The organism is Escherichia sp. 10290 (assembly GCF_030295155.1).
In the GTDB taxonomy this organism is placed as follows: domain Bacteria; phylum Pseudomonadota; class Gammaproteobacteria; order Enterobacterales; family Enterobacteriaceae; genus Escherichia; species Escherichia coli_F.
Genome location: NZ_AP025741.1, coordinates 2,064,217 through 2,082,254, shown reverse-complemented (window position 1 = coordinate 2,082,254; position 18,038 = coordinate 2,064,217). Strand labels below are relative to the sequence as shown.

26 protein-coding genes and 1 pseudogene are annotated in these 18,038 nt (G+C 44.6%); 14 read left to right on the top strand and 13 right to left on the bottom strand.

Translation table 11 applies throughout. The features are described 5' to 3' along the window. Positions 1 to 71 precede the first annotated feature (71 nt). The 8 genes from QUE74_RS10515 to dicB form a co-directional block, all read right to left on the bottom strand. Positions 72 to 662 (bottom strand): recombinase family protein, encoded by a 591-nt coding sequence (locus tag QUE74_RS10515; protein WP_000078178.1) that lies wholly within the window; start codon positions 660 to 662, stop codon positions 72 to 74. Positions 663 to 978: 316 nt separating this feature from the next. Beyond that, a complete protein-coding gene (ydfK, locus tag QUE74_RS10510; RefSeq protein ID WP_000836768.1) occupies positions 979 to 1,212 on the bottom strand; it encodes a cold shock protein YdfK in 234 nt (77 codons plus the stop codon). Between the two features lie 68 nt (positions 1,213 to 1,280). Then, a complete protein-coding gene (locus QUE74_RS10505; RefSeq protein ID WP_120795384.1) occupies positions 1,281 to 1,394 on the bottom strand; it encodes a YnaM/YnfT family protein in 114 nt (37 codons plus the stop codon). 649 nt (positions 1,395 to 2,043) lie between these two features. After that, on the bottom strand, positions 2,044 to 3,324 hold the full coding sequence (locus QUE74_RS10500; RefSeq protein WP_021562241.1) for a tyrosine-type recombinase/integrase: 1,281 nt from the start codon (positions 3,322 to 3,324) through the stop codon (positions 2,044 to 2,046). 34 nt (positions 3,325 to 3,358) lie between these two features. Then, positions 3,359 to 3,610 carry an excisionase family protein gene (locus QUE74_RS10495; RefSeq protein WP_000005552.1) on the bottom strand — a complete coding sequence of 84 codons (252 nt, stop codon included), beginning with the start codon at positions 3,608 to 3,610 and terminating at the stop codon, positions 3,359 to 3,361. Positions 3,611 to 3,682: 72 nt separating this feature from the next. Next, entirely contained in the window at positions 3,683 to 6,154 is a 2,472-nt protein-coding gene (locus QUE74_RS10490; RefSeq protein WP_061300912.1) for a 3'-5' exonuclease, read from the bottom strand. A 93-nt stretch (positions 6,155 to 6,247) separates the two neighbouring features. Then, on the bottom strand, positions 6,248 to 6,439 hold the full coding sequence (gene ydfD, locus QUE74_RS10485; protein WP_001083270.1) for a lysis protein YdfD: 192 nt from the start codon (positions 6,437 to 6,439) through the stop codon (positions 6,248 to 6,250). Further along, on the bottom strand, positions 6,436 to 6,624 hold the full coding sequence (dicB, locus tag QUE74_RS10480) for a cell division inhibition protein DicB (protein ID WP_000854560.1): 189 nt from the start codon (positions 6,622 to 6,624) through the stop codon (positions 6,436 to 6,438). The genes ydfD and dicB overlap by 4 nt, the downstream gene beginning before the upstream one ends. Before the next feature lie 502 nt (positions 6,625 to 7,126). Here dicB and QUE74_RS10475 point away from each other — a divergent pair. Then, a complete protein-coding gene (locus tag QUE74_RS10475) occupies positions 7,127 to 7,327 on the top strand; it encodes a hypothetical protein (RefSeq protein ID WP_000159335.1) in 201 nt (66 codons plus the stop codon). On the opposite strand, the gene QUE74_RS10470 is transcribed toward QUE74_RS10475, so the two are convergent. The 3 genes from QUE74_RS10470 to QUE74_RS10460 form a co-directional block, all read right to left on the bottom strand. After that, on the bottom strand, positions 7,296 to 7,661 hold the full coding sequence (locus QUE74_RS10470; protein ID WP_001320327.1) for a hypothetical protein: 366 nt from the start codon (positions 7,659 to 7,661) through the stop codon (positions 7,296 to 7,298). The two genes, QUE74_RS10475 and QUE74_RS10470, sit on opposite strands and share 32 nt — an antisense overlap. A gap of 11 nt (positions 7,662 to 7,672) precedes the next feature. Beyond that, the gene (locus QUE74_RS10465) at positions 7,673 to 7,825 is read right to left on the bottom strand and encodes a DUF1391 family protein (RefSeq protein ID WP_000379591.1); all 153 of its coding nucleotides are present in this window, start codon (positions 7,823 to 7,825) and stop codon (positions 7,673 to 7,675) included. A gap of 168 nt (positions 7,826 to 7,993) precedes the next feature. Then, positions 7,994 to 8,401: a helix-turn-helix domain-containing protein gene (locus QUE74_RS10460; protein WP_000381212.1), complete on the bottom strand. Its 408-nt coding sequence runs from the start codon at positions 8,399 to 8,401 to the stop codon at positions 7,994 to 7,996. Between the two features lie 80 nt (positions 8,402 to 8,481). Between QUE74_RS10460 and QUE74_RS10455 the strand changes: the two genes are divergently transcribed. From QUE74_RS10455 to QUE74_RS10425, 7 genes and pseudogenes are all read left to right on the top strand, one after another. After that, positions 8,482 to 8,709, top strand: a complete 228-nt coding sequence (locus QUE74_RS10455; RefSeq protein WP_000909905.1) for a dicB transcriptional regulator DicC — start codon at positions 8,482 to 8,484, stop codon at positions 8,707 to 8,709. Further along, the gene (locus tag QUE74_RS10450) at positions 8,693 to 9,214 is read left to right on the top strand and encodes a toxin YdaT family protein (RefSeq protein ID WP_000705348.1); all 522 of its coding nucleotides are present in this window, start codon (positions 8,693 to 8,695) and stop codon (positions 9,212 to 9,214) included. Before QUE74_RS10455 ends, QUE74_RS10450 begins: the two co-directional genes overlap by 17 nt. Further along, a complete protein-coding gene (locus QUE74_RS10445; protein ID WP_000054493.1) occupies positions 9,195 to 10,160 on the top strand; it encodes a phage replication protein O in 966 nt (321 codons plus the stop codon). Before QUE74_RS10450 ends, QUE74_RS10445 begins: the two co-directional genes overlap by 20 nt. A gap of 40 nt (positions 10,161 to 10,200) precedes the next feature. Continuing rightward, on the top strand, positions 10,201 to 10,623 hold the full coding sequence (locus tag QUE74_RS10440) for a DUF977 family protein (RefSeq protein WP_001151126.1): 423 nt from the start codon (positions 10,201 to 10,203) through the stop codon (positions 10,621 to 10,623). A gap of 315 nt (positions 10,624 to 10,938) precedes the next feature. Next, on the top strand, positions 10,939 to 12,426 hold the full coding sequence (locus QUE74_RS10435) for a P-loop ATPase, Sll1717 family (RefSeq protein ID WP_000354584.1): 1,488 nt from the start codon (positions 10,939 to 10,941) through the stop codon (positions 12,424 to 12,426). Positions 12,427 to 12,774: 348 nt separating this feature from the next. Beyond that, positions 12,775 to 13,845, top strand: a pseudogene (locus QUE74_RS10430) (IS1202-like element ISEsa1 family transposase); the annotation flags it as partial. Between the two features lie 120 nt (positions 13,846 to 13,965). Then, positions 13,966 to 14,115 (top strand): protein YdfW, encoded by a 150-nt coding sequence (locus QUE74_RS10425; RefSeq protein ID WP_011443592.1) that lies wholly within the window; start codon positions 13,966 to 13,968, stop codon positions 14,113 to 14,115. Between the two features lie 436 nt (positions 14,116 to 14,551). Here the strand turns inward: QUE74_RS10425 and QUE74_RS10420 are convergent, their stop codons facing one another. Beyond that, on the bottom strand, positions 14,552 to 14,884 hold the full coding sequence (locus QUE74_RS10420; protein ID WP_061300841.1) for a FlxA-like family protein: 333 nt from the start codon (positions 14,882 to 14,884) through the stop codon (positions 14,552 to 14,554). 202 nt (positions 14,885 to 15,086) lie between these two features. Beyond that, the gene (gene ydfV / locus QUE74_RS10415) at positions 15,087 to 15,392 is read right to left on the bottom strand and encodes a protein YdfV (protein WP_071593935.1); all 306 of its coding nucleotides are present in this window, start codon (positions 15,390 to 15,392) and stop codon (positions 15,087 to 15,089) included. 24 nt (positions 15,393 to 15,416) lie between these two features. On the opposite strand from ydfV, the gene relB reads away from it, so the two are divergent. From relB to QUE74_RS10385, 6 genes are all read left to right on the top strand, one after another. Then, positions 15,417 to 15,656 (top strand): type II toxin-antitoxin system antitoxin RelB, encoded by a 240-nt coding sequence (gene relB, locus QUE74_RS10410; protein WP_000534858.1) that lies wholly within the window; start codon positions 15,417 to 15,419, stop codon positions 15,654 to 15,656. After that, on the top strand, positions 15,656 to 15,943 hold the full coding sequence (gene relE, locus QUE74_RS10405; RefSeq protein ID WP_000323025.1) for a type II toxin-antitoxin system mRNA interferase RelE: 288 nt from the start codon (positions 15,656 to 15,658) through the stop codon (positions 15,941 to 15,943). The genes relB and relE overlap by 1 nt, the downstream gene beginning before the upstream one ends. A gap of 71 nt (positions 15,944 to 16,014) precedes the next feature. After that, positions 16,015 to 16,170: a type I toxin-antitoxin system toxin HokD gene (gene hokD, locus QUE74_RS10400; RefSeq protein WP_000813254.1), complete on the top strand. Its 156-nt coding sequence runs from the start codon at positions 16,015 to 16,017 to the stop codon at positions 16,168 to 16,170. Between the two features lie 216 nt (positions 16,171 to 16,386). Next, entirely contained in the window at positions 16,387 to 16,638 is a 252-nt protein-coding gene (gene rem / locus QUE74_RS10395) for a protein Rem (protein WP_000981000.1), read from the top strand. Positions 16,639 to 16,704: 66 nt separating this feature from the next. After that, positions 16,705 to 16,983 (top strand): hypothetical protein, encoded by a 279-nt coding sequence (locus QUE74_RS10390; RefSeq protein WP_032140164.1) that lies wholly within the window; start codon positions 16,705 to 16,707, stop codon positions 16,981 to 16,983. A gap of 1 nt (position 16,984) precedes the next feature. Next, positions 16,985 to 18,034 (top strand): DUF968 domain-containing protein, encoded by a 1,050-nt coding sequence (locus tag QUE74_RS10385; RefSeq protein WP_061300842.1) that lies wholly within the window; start codon positions 16,985 to 16,987, stop codon positions 18,032 to 18,034. Positions 18,035 to 18,038: the final 4 nt, after the last annotated feature.

Here is an 18,038-nt window from a genome sequence, read left to right as displayed (position 1 = left end):
GATGTATCTTTCCATTTACGGCAAGGAAGGGGGCTTGGAAGACGTAAAGCATCTCACACCGAGATTATTTTTTATATGTCAGGTGTCTGAAGTTTTGCTTTGGCTCTTAAAATGGTTTGCCGCGAGGTTTTGAATTCCCGGGCAATGGCACTTATACTTACACCTGACTTAATTCGTTCGAATACCACCTGTTTCTGTTCTTCATTTAACACAGGTGGTCGACCAAAACGTTTCCCTGCGCCGCGGGCTCTTACTATCCCGGAATGAGTGCGTTCAAGTAAAAGGTCTCGTTCAAATTCAGCGACTGCTGAAATTACTTGCATCATCATTTTTCCTGTTGGACTGGTCAGGTCAATGCCCCCCAATGCTAAGCAATGCACTCTGATACCTGTTTCGGTCAGTTGTTCCACTGTTTTCCTGATATCCATTGCATTACAACCAAGGCGATCCAGTTTTGTCACAATCAATTGATCACCACATTTCAGGCGAGCAAGCAACCGGTTAAAACCAGGACGCTCACTGGTTGCTGCTGAGCCGCTAATGTGTTCTTCGATTATTTGCTGAGGTTTGATTTTAAAACCTGCACTTTCGATTTCCCGGCGTTGATTTTCGGTGGTCTGATCCAGCGTTGATATCCGACAGTAAGCAAAAATTTGAGACATAGTGAGACTCTATACGAAATTGGTGTTCATATCATAATGCATCTCAGAAAATAATTATGATTATTTTTGTGCATATTTGTATGTACACGTTCGAAAATAAACGAATGCGTATGCAACCCCGTAATTTTGGTGAGACCCAAAATCGATTTTGTGAAAAATGGCTTTAACTCGGTTTGTTTTTCGAGTTCCGGGCGGACTCAAGGAAGAAGAATAGTGTTGCGTGTTATTTTAACCAGATTTCAAGTTGTTTGGTCGTGGAAAAGTGGAGCAAAATGTTGTTAAAGTGGAAAAATGATAAAAAAGTAAGTTTATTATATTACATTTTACCATTTAAATTTTGGTTGTCTTTAAGAACTGATATCGCTGTTTGTAATAATTCTTTGTTATCCAGCCATGATTTTTTCTTTATGTTTCCTTCAATGTAATCAAGCAATGTTCTGGTATTGATAGGTCTTCCCTGTTTTGCTACTTCCACTACAGCATCCCCTAGGATAATTCTTACTTCAGGAAGCTGCGCAGGGAACCACTTTAGGGTGTCTTTTGATTTCATGAAGATATTCCTTAAAATATTATTGATTTTCATTGCGATATTGTATGTCTGATTCAGGATATGTTGACTTATACATCGGTTTTGTCTGGGTTATTGGATATGCCAATCCCTAATTTTATTAGGGCATGACTAAAAATGCTGAATATGATAAGGAGAGATGTGATTATCAGTATGCTGTTCATATAGCCTCGAATTAGTAATGTGTTATATATGATATAGTTGACAATTTTTATCCTGGGTGTTCTTAAAGTTCGTAGATAAACATTGTCGTTTCAGGTATACAGGAATGCTAACAGGTGGCAGCAAAAATCAGGCGGTTTATGGCGCAAGCTGAAGCGGCAACTGCAAACTATCTTATGCAGAGACTCTACACGGATTGGGTTTAAAAGTATACATAGATAACAGTTTTTATCTGAAAAAGAAAAATATCAAGGTGATATAGCCTATATGCCTTTGATGCGGAGGAATGAATGTGATGGGAGTGATGTATCTGAATAGTTGAAAAACCGCAGACACGCCTTATGCAAGAACGTGCTGCGGTTGGCTGGTAAATTTTTCGATAGTGTGAGTATTGAATGATTTCCAGCCGTTCTTGATTTTACGCATAAATCCATGAAAAAACTACTTATCTGTTGGGGAGTTTTTTTGGGGCATATATGGGACAGAAATAGGCCCCAGATAGACACTGAGATCGAACTTAGGATGCTTTTTAAAAAATGCAACTATCTGAAAAAACCTAGAAAACGCCAAGGAAGCCACAGGATGGGAAAAAACACCTGTGAATTATGGATTTCAAGAGTCATACGTGTCAACTATTTGATAAATATTAAATTAATTTTTCATTGCTTCGTTATGGGGCATGGTTGGGGCAAACTCGCTTAACTGTGTATTTAACAAAGCTACCTGTGCATTATTGTTTTCAGACATCCATTTTCCGTATACCTGAAATACCATTTGCGCATCTGCATGGCCCATCTGGTTTGCTATAAATGCCGGGTTAGCACCAGCTGTCAGCGACCAGCAGGCATAAGTATGTCTCGACTGATATGATTTTCGATGGCGGAGTCCGGCACGTTTTATCGCTGCGTCCCACATCTGCCTTATTGAGTCAACGGTAAAATGGTCACCATAATTTTTTACTCTCGCTGACACTTCAGGTTGAAAAACAAAGGTGCATTTATGTTTTTCTGTTCTGCCATACTCTCTGAGGTGAACATCAATGATATGCTCTTTGCTCAGTCTCGTTAATGTCATCTGACTCCGGAGAGCGTCGATTGCTGGCTTAATAAGATGAATGACCCGATTGGTTCCCGCCTGTGTTTTTGGTACCGTGAAACGGTCTTTTGCTAAATTTCTCCTGATCATCATTGTTCCATTTTTCAGATCTATGTCCTCCCATCCAAGTGCACACAGCTCACCAGGGCGAACGCCAGTATAAACAGAAACACACCATAAATTTTTGGCTTGCTGATTTCTGCACGCATCGATAAGACGGATGAATTCCTCCCGCGAAAGAGGATCCGGAATGGTTCTTGATTCCTTTAATGGCGAGATCCCCTTAAACGGGTTATCTGCCAGGTAACCGTTATCAACACCAAACTGGAACACGGCGTTAAGATTTGTCATGTAATTATTTACAGTTACAGCCGATCTCCCTGGTTGTGTAACAATATAGTTACTTTTGGGGCTCTGGTATCCAGTCAGTAGCTCTTTACGAACCTCCAGTAATTTTTCTTTATTAATCGATGAGGCAAGATTTTTTTCACCGATTATGCTCAGGATATTTTTGATGACGGCACGGTATGTGTTGAGTGATGTTTTTGCGACTTCAGTTTCTTTCAGTGCCAGAAATTTTTCAGCCAGTTCTTTTATGGTTAAATCTTGTCGGGTCTCACCAAATTTTTCCAGATTGCGTGAGGAGGGAAACTGTTTTGCATAGTCGAAAACACCAGTTTTTATTGCGTAACAAACAGAGGCGCGTAGCTCACCTGCAACGCGCCTGTTTTTTGCTGTGTCAGGAACCCCCAGGTTTTCCCTGACTCTTACGCCTTTATAAACAAACCAGATACGTAATTTCCCTCCATGGTTTTCCACGCCTGTCGGATATTTCATTTCAACTTCTCTCATTAGTTAGTGTGGCTTTTAGTCAAGTAAGATGACGTCTTGGTCTTGCTGATGCCTGGCGCTCAATCCAGCGATCAATTTCTTCCAGGTTGTAAAAGCATGGACTGTTATCCCATGGCATACCGTCATGAGCGACATGCTTATATTCCCTTCCTTCCATAAACGATTTTTCCCGGGCCTTTTTTAACGTACCTTTTTTTATTCCTTTCAGCGCAATTAACTGCTCTTCGGATACCCATTTGCCGGGAGAGACAATCATGATTACTTCGCTCATCGATTTCTTTATCTCTTACATCAGACGAGCGCCGGTTGCAGAATACCAGTCACAACCGGCGACAGTTGAACATTAAGAATCAGCCTGACTCGGGATCAGTTTTTGCCAGATAACTGAAACGTATTTTGCTTGGTAACGGGCGTCATCAAGTGCATTATGGCGCTCACCTTCGAATGGAATAGCCGTTCTGGCATCGAAATCTATGGCTTTCCCCAGCTCAACGATTGTGCGTACATCGCGATCGTTGTAGTAACGCCACGGGCAGGGGATCCCCTGCCGTTCGTATGAACGGCGCAAAATCGTGTTGTCGAAGTTGGCTCCATTTCCCCAAACCTGAACAAAAAATTCACCGGAGTTTTCGTCGATAAATTCCCGCAATTGTAACAGTGCATCATCTAACGGGATTTCATCGGTCATAATGGCAGATTGTGCTTCGCGTGATTGCTTAAGCCACCATTTAATGGTGTCCCGATCAATGACTCCGCCAGCAGTTTCCAGATCGATAGTCTTACTAAATTCCGGTCCTATATCTCCGGTTTGCGGATCGAAAAATATTGCACCTATTGAGATGATCGGTGCATCAGGATTTTTTCCCATGGTTTCAAGGTCGATCATTAGATGGTCACACGTCCTGCTGGTGGATGTGATTTCGTGATGACCGTTCACCTTAATTGAGTGATCTGCCGTCTCGCCAGTTTCATTATCGCTATTGTGATGCTGATTGCCGCCAGTGTTCTCCTTGTGTGGATGTTCAGCGCCTTCCATTTCCTCCGGATCATCTTCCTGAACTTCAACCTGATACTCTTCATCGAATGTTTCTTGGTATGTTGCGTCGCCCATCACCGCGCCACAATCAGGGCAGTTGCCGCCGCCGGTCTGACCGCAGGCGGTGCAGACTTTTTCCACTTCCTGTTGCGCCACTGGTTCAGGCTGTTTCGTTTCTGGCTCGTTTTGTAACGCATTTGGGCTGTTTTGTTCCGCTTTTTGGTAGTTCCGTTCCGATTCATGCTGGTTCTGGTTCACAGAATCGCGGGTCTGGATCCCCTTAACCCATTTCGGATCATTCGGGTCACTAATCCCTTCAACAAATTCACCATGTGATGCAGCAAGCAACTTATCGGCGTCAGGCTGGCTGATATTGGCTGCCTGCATAATTTTGTTTACTTCGTCAGCGGTAACTTTTATCGGCTCTGGTTGTTCTGAATCTTCAGCGGTATCTACATTTTGCGGTAAGCCCGTGTATGTGCCATTTTTTCGGGCAAAATATTCTTCTTTTGTGATTTCAGTGGCGCCAGCAGCCAGTGCCTTATCCAGACCAGAAAGTTTGTTTGCGCGACCGTATTTTTCTCCGTCCTTATCTGCGAAGAGGAAATAGAACGGCCCCTCACGCTCTACAGATGGTTCAGCTTCCGGCGCGGTTTCATTTTTTGGGATATCAGATACCTCAGTTTCCACTGCATCAGTTTGTGTTTCTGATGACTGGAGAACATCAACAGTGCCCAGGTCTGTTTCTTCATTCTCAAACACGCCCTTTGTCGTCAGGTATTCGCAGATATATTTGTTCAGTGCTACGGGATCTTTGTGAATGTCGATCGGACGCTCACGGACAAGGCCAAAAATAGTTTGGCGGTCGTAGCGAAGGGCATCAGGCTGTTTGCGCATTGATGCCGAGATACGCTTCCAGTCTTCGCGGTCGTTGTCGATAACTTCTTTTTTTGCCCAGCGATGGATGCTGCCGTCAATGTTTCCGGCATCCACATCACCAGGCCAGAGAGCGTAGGCCAGTTCGTCATCCAGTGTTTTCCATGTCTGCTTGTATTCGCGATGAATGGCAGCAATGACCGGGCTGATTTTTCCTGTTGAATTTTCAGTGTACTGTTGATTGGCTCTGGCGCGGGCGAGATCAACAACAGACGTGTATTTTCCGGTTTCCTTGCGTTCACCTTCGCGACGTTTTTTCCAGATGCGCATCTCTGCCTGAATTTCGGGCCATTTAGCACCAGGAATACATTTATGCTTAACCCACCCAATGGCGTGCAACTTAAGCTCCGGATACATGGCGTTAACTTCTGGCATTTTCATCAACGCTTCAACGATATGTCCGTCGAATGTTGCCATGTCTTCCTGCAACAATTCCTGTGCGCTAATAACCATATCAACGGTGATGTTTTCACATGTGTCGAACTTAACCATGACAGCGTTCTGTACTTCAGGGGCCAGCTTGTCAAAAGTGACGTTCATCGGATCGGATTCAGTCTCAACCGGGACAAAAGAAGCAGACTCCTCATCCCAGCGGTTTTCCTGCATATATTCAGCATCCCATGAATCGAGGGCAGGGCGGGGTATGCCAGGTTTATCCTCGCAGACAATAAATTTATAAGCGCAGTCCTGAGCAGCCGGATAATGTTCCAGGAACTGCCAGTGAAATTTTGCTCGAGCACGGCGTTCGTCGCCAGCTTCAATGGCTGTGGCTACAGCCACAGCGCCTTCTTCCCTTGTTGCCAGTTCGTCAGGAATAGCGGCGCAAATAAAGACTTTACTCATTTTGTTTTAACCTCATGACAGATTTAAGGATGAACAAATCCCTGCCATTGCTGGCATATAAGAATGAAACCGGATATTTATTACGGAACTGTTTTAAAGACCTGCCGGGATTTCGATATTATCCTGGTGAATAACTTTATCGACCGGGTAACAGTTACCGGGAATTTTCTGTTCGGTTGCTGCAGTCATACACTCCTGCATTGTCCTGTGAACACTGTCTGCAATATCAACTGGCTCTCCGGAAACAAGAAAAACTGTCAGAACAAGCGCAAATGCTGAATTCATTGTGTACATCCTTTTGGCATCAGACGTAAACGAGCCAGCATTGAAACAATGCATATTTTATTTAATAGCTCCCGTTCTTGTTTTCTCTTGTTAATGGCATCTTCAGTAAATACAGGGTTACTGATAGTGACACCAATTTCAAAACAACCTTCAGACGTATTAACGTTTGGTAATAACGTTTTCATTATCGCGTCCTCAACAATGAATTTTGTGATGCAGTGCCTGGTGCCTCCAGGTGACGTTAACCAGTTAACAATTAACGCCGGATACAGAGAATCCACCCATAACACTGTTTTTGGTTTTAACTGTTCCGCGTGCGCTTAGCCGCATTCACCGCATCACAAAATTCACTTTAAAAACGGCGGCAGAGCAGTCACGGAGTAAAACTGATACCGCCAAACGTCACCAGAAAATTGATAACAGAGGGCGTTGCAGCGGGGTTGTCACTTAAGCGTATGGTCAACCTGACAACTCGGTGTCCTCAACGGGGAAGGAATAACCCCGCCATACTTACCGCCGCGCCATTTCGCGGGTTGCCACAACCGGAAGCGCACGGTCGAATTAAATTTAACGACACCGTACAGTGAGACGAACTTCGCCGTGCGCTTTCGTGTTGTGTGCCTGCTTTTAACCACGTCAGGCGAGGTGGTATCCTTCTTATCCCGAATAACCAAGAAGGAAATCTATATGACTAAAGAAGAATTTGTCTCTTATATTTTTGATAAAACGGTTGAAATGTATGCCGCTACTTACGGGTCCTGTAATCCTCTGAATAAACCAGAGGGGAAAGATGATTTCGACAAAATTTACCGCTTCTTGGAGGACCGCTATATCAAAAGGTTAGAGGACGCAGGGATCAAATCCCCAGTGAAGTCACCATTGTCCTGAGAACTTGCAGGACGTCATGATCGTAACTTCCATCCAAACCGCGACGGCAAATTGCTTCTCGTATTACCGGAAGCAGTTCGCTGGAAATCTCGGTGCATATTTCACCTGATAATACGCCTGGCTCAAGTGAGAATATTGGTGAACTTACGGTCTTGGTCTCGACAGTTTCAGAGTCAGTGCCAACATTATAAAGCTCAACGAAAGCGGTCTTGATTTTCCGGGCCAGATCTTTTGCTGGCTCGCTTGCAATATCTTTCCCGATTTCTCGCAGCACAGAATGCAATGTATGAGCTGCTGTTTTCTGTACATCAGACGGTAAATCTTTAAATTCCATCGTCAGCCTCATCAGTCAGTGTTTCTGGCTAACCAGCAACGCGCGCCAGATTCGGTTTTAAACGTTTTGCTTTTGGTATACGTCATCGCGGTGAACGTGCCGTCCTGGTTGGGGAACACGCCACATACCAGAGATTCGCTGTTGCCAAGATCGATAGTATCCATGCTGACCTCATTTCCCCTTAACGCCGGGGTAGCGGAACTGTTTGCTGAGAACACCGTGCGGTGTCTTGATGGAAAGTAATTTAGAATAACCTAACATAAGAGGCAAGTGTTTTTTGTTAGATTAGTCTAACAAAAAGAGTGGGCGCAACTAATCACTTGAAAAGAATGTTATTTTATTGATTTATTTTTACGCGCTTTAAGCATTTCTTCGAAGAGTTTGTTGAAGTTTTCTACTCTTGCGCGCATTTCAGACAGCAAGGCTTCCTGCTCGGAAGATGGAAGAGCATCGAATAATTCGATCAATTCTTTGTGGTTGGGAGTTAGCTCTGTTTCCACATGAAGTTCTTGTGCCGGCACTGGTGCCTTGTCTTCGTCACCAAACATTAGCCATGTAGGTGAGCACTTCAGAGCATCCGCTAAAGCAAACAATCGTTTTCCGACTGGCTGGGTTTCGTCTCTTTCCCATTGTGAAATTGTGACGTGAGCAACCCCAGCGAGGCGCGCAGCTTCTCGTTGTGTTAAGCGTAATTCTTTTCGTCGCGCCAGAACTCGCTGGCCTAGGGTTCTTGTATCCATAGTTAGGTAATTCTAATTTTTCTTGACTTAGGTATCCCGCGCACAATAATGTTAGAAAAGTCTAACAATAGGAGGCTTTGATGCTTAAAGCTGACGCAATTACTTTTTTTGGCAGCAAAACAAAGCTTGCCAATGCCGCAGGAGTGAGACTGGCAAGTGTTGCTGCTTGGGGGATACTGGTTCCTGAAGGTCGCGCGATGCGTCTACAGGAGGCATCTGGCGGGGAGCTTCAGTATGATCCCAAAGTTTATGACGAATATCGTAAGACGAAGCGGGCGGGGCGGTTGAACAATGAAAATCACTCCTGAACAGGCTCGTGAGGCTCTGGATGCCTGGATATGTCGACCAGGAATGACACAGGAGCAGGCGACGATATTAATCACTGAAGCATTCTGGGCTTTGAAAGAGCGCCCGAACATCGATGTTCAGCGTGTCACAGATGAAGGTGGCGCGGTTGATCAGCGAGCGCTTGGCGTTAATCGAGTGAAGATATTCGAACGCTGGAAGGCTATCGACACTAGGGATAAGCGTGAAAAGTTCACGGCGCTAGTGCCTGCAATTATGGAGGCTATCCGGATTAATGATTTCAGGTTGTATCGTGAAATTAGTGACGGAAAAAGCATCACGTACATGATCGCCGGGTTAAACAAAGAATATGGCGATGTGGTGGAGTCCGGACTGCTTTTTGCTGATCCTGCCGTAGTGGATCGTGAAACTGACGAACTTATAGAAAAAGCAATTGCTTTCAAACTTGCGTATCGACTGCAATACCAACAAAAAGCTGGATGGAATTATGAGCCTTCTTTTTGCTGAACGCCCACTGGTTATAAACACACAGCTTGCGATGAAGATTGGCTTAAATGAAGCCATTGTGTTGCAGCAGTTGCATTACTGGTTGAGAGATACCAATTCCGGCATGGAATGTGATGGTGTTCGCTGGATTTACAACACAACGGAACAATGGCTGGAACAGTTCCCATTCTGGTCAGAGTCAACGTTAAAGCGCGCGTTTGCAAGTCTGAAAACGCTGGGGCTTTTGCGTTGTGAAAAGCTCAATAAATCAAAGCGCGATATGACCAATTTCTACACGATCAACTATGGGAGCGAGCTTTTAGATGGTGGCAAATTGAACGAATCCATCGGTTCAAAATGCGCCGCTCCATCAGGTCAAAATGACACGATGGAAGAGGTCAAAATGAAACGCTCCATTGGTTCAAAACGACCCAATGTCATCGGGTCAAAATGGCCTGATGATCTTACAGAGAATACAACAGAGATTACTACAGAGAATAAAAACACTTTTCGTCCGGAAGCTTCGCAACCGGACCCGCAGACCGCTGAACAGGATTTTTTAACCCGGAACCCCGACGCGGTTGTGTTTAGTGCGAAAAAACGCCAGTGGGGTAGCAGGGAGGATTTGGCGTGTGCGCAGTGGATTTGGGGGCGGATCGTGAACCTTTACGAACAGGCTGCCAGCGACGATGGAGAGATCATGCGACCAAAAGAGCCTAACTGGACAGCCTGGGCCAATGACGTGCGCACAATGCGGATGCTGGATGGCAGAAGCCACAGACAAATTTGCGAAATGTTTGGTCGGGTACAGCGAGATCCATTCTGGGTAAAAAACATCATGAGCCCGTCAAAACTCCGCGAAAAATGGGACGAACTGGTCATCCGCTTGGGACGTTCACCTGTACAGCGTTGTGTGAATCATATTTCTGAACCGGATACAGAAATTCCGCCTGGTTTCAGGGGATAAGTGTTGATTTCAGGTCATGAGGTAATTTTAAGGAGGACTTGTGGCAAAAGTTTTTACACAGGAAGAGCGGGAAAAAATTAAAGAGCAGGTGGTCGAACTTGTGCGCCAGAGCGGTCGCGAGACATTACGACAGTTGGAAGCTAAAACAGGTGCGACAAGATATCTGATGAGCATTCTTGCCAGAGAGCTGGTTGCCAGTGGTTATGTATACAACTCCGGCTACGGGTTATTCCCGTCTGAACAGGCACGAAAGGACTGGCAAAATGCCCGCAAAAAACTCTCTAGGGCGAAGGTGAAGAAACCCGCTGTGGTTGATCCGGACCTTATCTGGTCACTACCTGATGGAGAAATACGTCGCTACGACAGTCGTCTAAACATAATCTGTCGCGAGTGCCGGAAGAGCGAAGTTATGCAGCGCATATTGTCGTTTTATCAGGGAAATGTTCGGTATCTATTTAAGTGACGAGATTAAAGTGCATTAGTTAAGATGTAAATTGACATTTTCATGGCATAGGGTAGAGGTAGCGTGGTTGTCTGCTTTGTGCCATGAACTGATGTCGCTTGTGTGCGTGGCAATTAGTGTATAACGGATATCATCAGACTCCAGCAGTAGCATTGCTTGAGCATACTAACATATGAAATCTTTAGTTAACGTAAGATAAATTAGATTTAGTTTTTTTGAGTATGAGCTCATAAATAATCAAAAAAACTTGATACGCCATATGACTTTGATTTATTTTGGAAAAACATAAAGGTAATGTAATGTAAAGAGGAAAATGTGGACATTAGAGACTGGCTACCAGAATTTCAAGTTTCAGCAGAAACAGATCGGGACTTACAGACCTATTTTTTTAAGCTACCGGCGATAAAGGATATTATTGAAAGTAGGGCTTGGTTGGTTCTTGGAAGAAAAGGTACTGGTAAAACAGCCATTTATGAACACCTTAGAAGAGGAAAACCAGCCAATCTCAACGGGTTTTACTCAGTATGTCTAAATTTTAGTGACTATCCATGGCCAGCCCATCAACTTTACAAGGATGCAATGGCTGGAGAACTTTCCGCTTATCAAAAAAGTTGGATGTATCTTTTTTATATTAAGGCATTATCTAAACTTATTGAAATAAAAAATGATGCTGGAGAGACTTTAAACAAAGATCTAACGTGGGCACATAATTATATCAAAACTATCTTTGGTAGTCCCGACCCAACTCTTAGGGAGGTTTTGTTTTCAAAAATAACCAGATTAAAAACCATAAAAGGGCCCAGTGCTGGTCTTAATGAAGTATCATTGGACGCAGGTGAAATTTCGTTAGAGGAAGTTGCTGAGAATGCTCAGCTAAAGCAAAAGCTAAGAGCTAATGCTTTCACATTGCTTACGTATTTTGAAAAAATTTTTAAAGATAACATTGGTAATGAAAAAATAATTATCGCCCTTGACCAATTAGACGAAAACTGGCTAGAGGGGCAAATTGAAGAATATAGTAAGGTTTTAATAAATCTGCTAAATGTCTGTAGAAACATAGCATCTGATGAACGCCTCAATGATAAATTAAAAGTCATTCCCTTCCTACGAACGGATATTTATCATTCTTTGAAATTCAATGATAAAAACAAATTATTGCAAGATAGTGCTATCATAATCTCATGGAATGAAAATAATCTAAACGATATGTATTATGAGAGGATAAAGAAATACAAACCTAATGATCTCATATTAGATGACGAAAAGGACAGATCTGGGAAAGTATTTGAGGTTTCATTCGTTAGGCAGGGGACTCCTCCATTTAAATATATATGTCGCCGTTCTTTCTTTAGGCCTAGGGATATTATTGTCTACTTCAACAAAATTAGGGCATGTCATAAAAATAATGTCTCAGGTCTTTACACTTCCAATGAGCTTTATGAAGCTGACCGTGAAGCATCTATAAGTGTGTACAATGAGGTGATTGATGAATGGTCCAACCAATTCCCTGAAATTGAGAACTTACTAACTGTTCTTCAAACTATCCAAGTAGAAACATTCGATTTTAATGATTTCTCCGAGAAGTGCCGTAATGAATTTGCAGGTATTTCTGATGGGGTGATACGTCAATATATCAACTTCCTGTTTGATAACTCACTTATCGGACAAAAAAAACAAGGTAGATGGGAATACGTAAGTAGTTTGCCTAACTTAAAAATTAATCTACAAAATGAGTTTAGGACACATCATGCTTTAAAATACAGGTTGCATTTAATAGAAAGCAGACCGAGCCAAAATATTTAGCTTACATCCATCTCCATTAAGAAATCTTGCTATTGTTCTTATGGATCGTCTTTCTGACTGATTTCATATTGGCGAGGTAAAGGTAGTTAAGTAGAATGGCTGCGGGTGCTTGAGGCTATCTGCCTCGGGCATGAACACCAAAGGCAGATAGAGAAAAGCCCCAGTTAACATTACGCGTCCTGCAAGACGCTTAACATTAATCTGAGGCCAATTTCATGCTAGACACATGTAGGTTAGCCTCTTACGTGCCGAAAGGCAAGGAGAAGCAGGCTAGTGTTAACACCAAGCTGTAATGTCCCCTTTGAACCATTCTAAAATGTCCCCAGACAATTCTCTGGGGGATTTTTCATGATCAAAGAGACTGTTACGATGAGTCATAAGGAACTCCACCGACTTCAGATTATTCAGGAGTCAATTAATCGACATATTACTCAGGAACAAGCTGCGGCACGCATTGGCATTTCTATTCGGCAGGTTAAACGTCTGGTGCAACGGTATAGAAATGAAGGGCCTTCTGGTCTGGTTTCCCACCGACGTGGAAAGCGTCCTAATAATTCCTTTTCTACTGAATTCAGAGCAACAGTAATTTCACTCCTCAAAGGCCGTTACGCTGATTTTGGACCTACGTTTGCGTGCGAAAAATTGCGCGAGATACACGGTTTATCTTTATCCGTTGAAACTCTCAGAAAGTGGATGATAGAAGAGGGGTTATGGCGTGAACGCCGTCGTAAAATTGCCCGTATATATCAACGCCGCATGCGACGACCATCTTACGGTGAACTGATCCAGATTGATGGCTCACCTCATGACTGGTTTGAAAATCGAGGCCCCAGATGTACACTGATCGTTTTCATTGATGATGCCACCAGTGCGTTGATGGCGTTGCGTTTTGTGCCTGCTGAAACAACCCGGGCTTACATGGAAACCCTCCGGGGTTACCTTAATGATCATGGCGTACCGCTCGCTCTCTACTCTGATAGACACAGTATATTCAGGGTAAATAACCCAGAGCGGGAAGGTGAGCTGACCCAGTTCACTCGTGCGATAAAGACACTGGGCATCGAGCCAATCCATGCCAACAGCCCGCAGGCAAAAGGGCGGGTAGAGCGCGCCAATCAGACACTACAGGACAGGCTGGTCAAAGAAATGCGGCTTCAGAATATCAGTGATATTGAAACAGCAAATGCATGGTTGCCGACCTTTATTGAAGCCTATAACAACCGGTTCGCTACGTCGCCTCGTACTACTGATAATGCTCATCTTGATGAGCACCATTCTGAAGAGGAACTGGGTTATATCTTCAGCCTACAGGCGAAGCGCGTTCTGTCTAAAAATCTCACTTTCCAGTACAAAAGCAGTGCGTTTCAGGTACGCAGTGAGGGCCGGGGATATCGACTTAGGCATTCGGTTGTTACTGTATGCGAGAACTTTGACGGTGAAATTAACGTTCTGTATGACGGGAAAGCGCTGGGCTGGGAAAAGTATGTTGATGGCCCGGAGCCTATACCACTGGATGATGAAAAGAGTGTCCATGAACGAGTGGATAATGCCCGTATTGATTTACGCTCAAAATACTATGTTAAACCTAAAGCTGACCATCCCTGGCTTACGCGCCGAACGCAAAGTCATCAGCAAGTTAAGCCCCCGAAGTTACCTAAAAAGAAGCCTGATCCCGATAAAAAAGATTGAAACCAAGATCGATTCGGTTGAGTGCATATCCATTCATAGGGTAGATTCTTAAGTCGCGTTTCTGGTGTTCATTTTCGGGTGGTTTGTTACTTGTTTTACCGGGGATATGCCAGAAACGCGCTGAGTCAGTCTGGGCGGTGCGCGTAATGAGGCGTTATGGTAAATAGCCTATGCTAATGTCCGCTAAGAGCAAGAAGCGGAAGTTGGCAGTTTTGTGGACTGTCCCCACAAAAGTGACTACAGAAATAGTTGCAATTCATAATTGATCATGGGTTGTCAGTTAAACTCGTGGCGATTTAAATAGACTAATTGGGAGTGCGTCCATTACTTATATCTTGTAATGTTAACTATCAGAAATGATACAAAGATAATATGTCTTTAAAGAAAAGGCTGATGGCGAAAAGTGGCCCGATGAGGGCCACAATACGGCTGTCACTTAGACGTAAATATCAATGGTGCCAGCGGTATTTGTATCGTCTTTTTTCTCTTCTTTTTTATCAGGCTGAACTGTCGCGTCTTCATTCTTTTTCTCTGCCTGCTGCCTTAACAACTGCTCCAGTTGAGCCCAGAGGCTTTCAATTTGCTTCTGTACCAATGCAGCCATTTCTTTTTTCTGCTGTGTCGTCATCCCCTCTTCCGATGAGATTTTCACAAGCTTTTCAGTCAGCACCTGAATTTGTCTTGTGATTTTGGCTATTTCTGATGTTCCTTCCGGGGCGGAGTTGTTTGAAATAACGGTTGAGGTATTTCCCTGAATTGTGACAGACATAGATTTCTCCTTTTAAAAAAGCACTATCGGCATGCACAAAAAAATCTTTAATCGTATTTCTTGTGTCATTAATTGTTTGATGTTCAGATTGTTTTCCTCGCGGGCTGGCGCGCCTCAGAAAGTAAAGCTTGTTGACAGGGGTAAACGTTCGGCAATAATTTTCTGCCGCATGCGGGTGTTGCATAAAACGTGTTACGTTCCTTTATCGACAGGTCAGGTCACCGCTCACCCGCCGACGAGAAAGCAACACTGACATGCTAAAGCAAAAAATAGATGAATAAGTTGAGTTGTGCATATGTAGCCTGACCGTCACAAAGTATATGGTGTCTGTACCAGTAAGATGATGGCCGGACTCTTTAAAAACGAGCTGACCTGCACAATACAGGATGGACTTAGCAATGGCTGCTCCTGGCAGAAAGCGGACAGTGATCACCGTTCTTACGACTACTTTCTGACTTCCTTCGTGACTTGCCCTAAGCATGTTGTAGTGCGATACTTGTAATGACATTTGTAATTACAAGAGGTGTAAGACATGGGTAGCATTAACCTGCGTATTGACGATGAACTTAAAGCGCGTTCTTACGCCGCGCTTGAAAAAATGGGTGTAACTCCTTCTGAAGCGCTTCGTCTCATGCTCGAGTATATCGCTGACAATGAACGCTTGCCGTTCAAACAGACACTCCTGAGTGATGAAGATGCTGAACTTGTGGAGATAGTGAAAGAACGGCTTCGTAATCCTAAGCCAGTACGTGTGACGCTGGATGAACTCTGATGGCGTATTTTCTGGATTTTGACGAGCGGGCACTAAAGGAATGGCGAAAGCTGGGCTCGACGGTACGTGAACAGTTGAAAAAGAAGCTGGTTGAAGTACTTGAGTCACCCCGGATTGAAGCAAACAAGCTCCGTGGTATGCCTGATTGTTACAAGATTAAGCTCCGGTCTTCAGGCTATCGCCTTGTATACCAGGTTATAGACGAGAAAGTTGTCGTTTTCGTGATTTCTGTTGGGAAAAGAGAACGCTCGGAAGTATATAGCGAGGCGGTCAAACGCATTCTCTGAACCAAAGCATGACATCTCTGTTTCGCACCGAAGGTGACACTTCTGCTTTGCGTTGACAGGAGAAGCAGGCTATGAAGCAGCAAAAGGCGATGTTAATCGCCCTGATCGTCATCTGTTTAACCGTCATAGTGACGGCACTGGTAACGAGGAAAGACCTCTGCGAGGTACGAATCCGAACCGGCCAGACGGAGGTCGCTGTCTTCACAGCTTACGAACCTGAGGAGTAAGAGACCCGGCGAGGGAGAAATCCCTCGCCACCTCTGATGTGTCAGGCATCCTCAACGCACCCGCACTTAACCCGCTTCGGCGGGTTTTTGTTTTTATTTTCAACGCGTTTGAAGTTCTGGACGGTGCCGGAATAGAATCAAAAATACTTAAGTAGCGCGCAGGGATAAGAGGGATGGTCCCTTAAAGGGGAGAGCTAATTATCCGGAAGGATTCTGATGATGAACATCGAAGAACTGCGTAAAATTTTTTGTGAAGATGGCCTCTATGCTGTGTGCGTTGAAAATGGAAATCTTGTTAGTCATTACCGCATTATGTGTTTGCGAAAGAATGGGGCTGCGTTAATTAATTTTGTGGATGGTCGAGTGACAGACAGATTTATCTTGCGCGAAGGTGAGTTTGTCACTTCATTACAGGCACTGAAAGAGATCGGAATAAAAGCAGGCTTTTCAGCTTTTGCAGAAGAATAAACTCATCTACAATCTTGCGCGGGGCTGAACTCCCGCTGAGTAACACCGTGCCACCGGAGAAAACCGATGGCACGCAACGTAAAATATTACAATTCTGATAATTCGCCCGTTCTTGCCTGCACGCACGAGCGGTATTCTCACGCATTCAAGTCTGAATGGTTCCAACACCCTCCATGCACTGAAGAGCAGGCTGAATGGATAATTCAGTGTTACCGCAGGCGCGGATACGAGGTTAAGAAAGCCCTTAGTCTCGACTACCGTCACTGGATAATCTCAGTCAGATTGCCTTACTCCGAACGCCCACCACGTGCGTCCCGCACTTTCCAGCAACGGATCTGGAGGTAACGTGCGGGTATTACTTAGACCTGTTCTGGTGCCTGAGCTTGGGCTGGTGGTCCTTAAGCCGGGCCGTGAATCCATACAGATATTTCATAATCCTCGAGTGCTGGTGGAACCGGAACCAAAAAGCATGCGTAATCTGCCATCCGGAGTCGTTCCTGCCGTTGGCCAGCCGCTGGCGGAAGACAAAACATTGCTGCCGTTTTTTAGTAACGAACGGGTGATTCGTGCTGCTGGCGGCGTTGGCTCATTGTCTGACTGGCTATTACGTCATGTTACATCCTGCCAGTGGCCTAATGGCGATTACCATCACACTGAAACAGTCATTCACCGTTATGGTACCGGCGCAATGGTGTTGTGTTGGCACTGCGACAACCAACTGCGTGACCAGACATCGGAATCACTGGAGCTGCTTGCTCAACAAAATCTGACAGCATGGGTGATTGACGTCATCCGTCACGCAATAAGCGGTACGCAGGAGCGGGAATTATCTTTGGCTGAATTATCCTGGTGGGCGGTCTGCAATCAGGTGGTGGATGCACTACCTGAGGCTGTATCGCGTCGTTCGCTGGGATTACCAGCGGAAAAAATCTGCTCGGTGTACCGCGAAAGCGACATCGTACCGGGAGAGCAGACCGCCACCAGCATATTGAAACAACGCACAAAAAATCTTGCACCGTTGCCTTACGCCCACCAGCAACAAAAACTACCACAGGAAAAGATGGTGGTAAGCATCACCGTTGATCCAGAGTCTCCGGAATCTTTCATGAAGCTGCCTAAACGTCGCCGCTGGGTTAAGGAGAAATACACACGTTGGGTTAAGACACAGCCGTGTGCTTGCTGCGGTATGCCAGCCGACGATCCGCATCATCTGATTGGTCACGGGCAGGGCGGAATGGGAACAAAAGCACATGATCTCTTTGTGTTGCCTTTGTGCAGAAAGCATCACAACGAGCTGCATACGGATACAGTGGCATTTGAAGAGAAGTATGGCTCCCAACTGGAGCTGATATTTCGTTTTATCGATCGCGCGCTGGCAATTGGCGTACTGGCGTAAGTGG

Coding starts and splice junctions, on each gene's coding strand:
- QUE74_RS10455 (WP_000909905.1), top strand. CDS start 8,482: ATGCTTAAAGCTGACGCAATTACTTTTTTTGGCAGCAAAACAAAGCTT.
- ydfD (WP_001083270.1), bottom strand. CDS start 6,439: ATGAATTCAGCATTTGCGCTTGTTCTGACAGTTTTTCTTGTTTCCGGA.
- relB (WP_000534858.1), top strand. CDS start 15,417: ATGGGTAGCATTAACCTGCGTATTGACGATGAACTTAAAGCGCGTTCT.
- QUE74_RS10450 (WP_000705348.1), top strand. CDS start 8,693: ATGAAAATCACTCCTGAACAGGCTCGTGAGGCTCTGGATGCCTGGATA.
- ydfV (WP_071593935.1), bottom strand. CDS start 15,392: ATGTCATTACAAGTATCGCACTACAACATGCTTAGGGCAAGTCACGAA.
- QUE74_RS10445 (WP_000054493.1), top strand. CDS start 9,195: ATGAGCCTTCTTTTTGCTGAACGCCCACTGGTTATAAACACACAGCTT.
- QUE74_RS10495 (WP_000005552.1), bottom strand. CDS start 3,610: ATGAGCGAAGTAATCATGATTGTCTCTCCCGGCAAATGGGTATCCGAA.
- QUE74_RS10420 (WP_061300841.1), bottom strand. CDS start 14,884: ATGTCTGTCACAATTCAGGGAAATACCTCAACCGTTATTTCAAACAAC.
- QUE74_RS10475 (WP_000159335.1), top strand. CDS start 7,127: ATGACTAAAGAAGAATTTGTCTCTTATATTTTTGATAAAACGGTTGAA.
- QUE74_RS10465 (WP_000379591.1), bottom strand. CDS start 7,825: ATGGATACTATCGATCTTGGCAACAGCGAATCTCTGGTATGTGGCGTG.
- QUE74_RS10490 (WP_061300912.1), bottom strand. CDS start 6,154: ATGAGTAAAGTCTTTATTTGCGCCGCTATTCCTGACGAACTGGCAACA.
- QUE74_RS10460 (WP_000381212.1), bottom strand. CDS start 8,401: ATGGATACAAGAACCCTAGGCCAGCGAGTTCTGGCGCGACGAAAAGAA.
- QUE74_RS10470 (WP_001320327.1), bottom strand. CDS start 7,661: ATGGAATTTAAAGATTTACCGTCTGATGTACAGAAAACAGCAGCTCAT.
- QUE74_RS10390 (WP_032140164.1), top strand. CDS start 16,705: ATGGCACGCAACGTAAAATATTACAATTCTGATAATTCGCCCGTTCTT.
- QUE74_RS10505 (WP_120795384.1), bottom strand. CDS start 1,394: ATGAACAGCATACTGATAATCACATCTCTCCTTATCATATTCAGCATT.
- ydfK (WP_000836768.1), bottom strand. CDS start 1,212: ATGAAATCAAAAGACACCCTAAAGTGGTTCCCTGCGCAGCTTCCTGAA.
- rem (WP_000981000.1), top strand. CDS start 16,387: ATGATGAACATCGAAGAACTGCGTAAAATTTTTTGTGAAGATGGCCTC.
- QUE74_RS10500 (WP_021562241.1), bottom strand. CDS start 3,324: ATGAAATATCCGACAGGCGTGGAAAACCATGGAGGGAAATTACGTATC.
- dicB (WP_000854560.1), bottom strand. CDS start 6,624: ATGAAAACGTTATTACCAAACGTTAATACGTCTGAAGGTTGTTTTGAA.
- QUE74_RS10515 (WP_000078178.1), bottom strand. CDS start 662: ATGTCTCAAATTTTTGCTTACTGTCGGATATCAACGCTGGATCAGACC.
- relE (WP_000323025.1), top strand. CDS start 15,656: ATGGCGTATTTTCTGGATTTTGACGAGCGGGCACTAAAGGAATGGCGA.
- hokD (WP_000813254.1), top strand. CDS start 16,015: ATGAAGCAGCAAAAGGCGATGTTAATCGCCCTGATCGTCATCTGTTTA.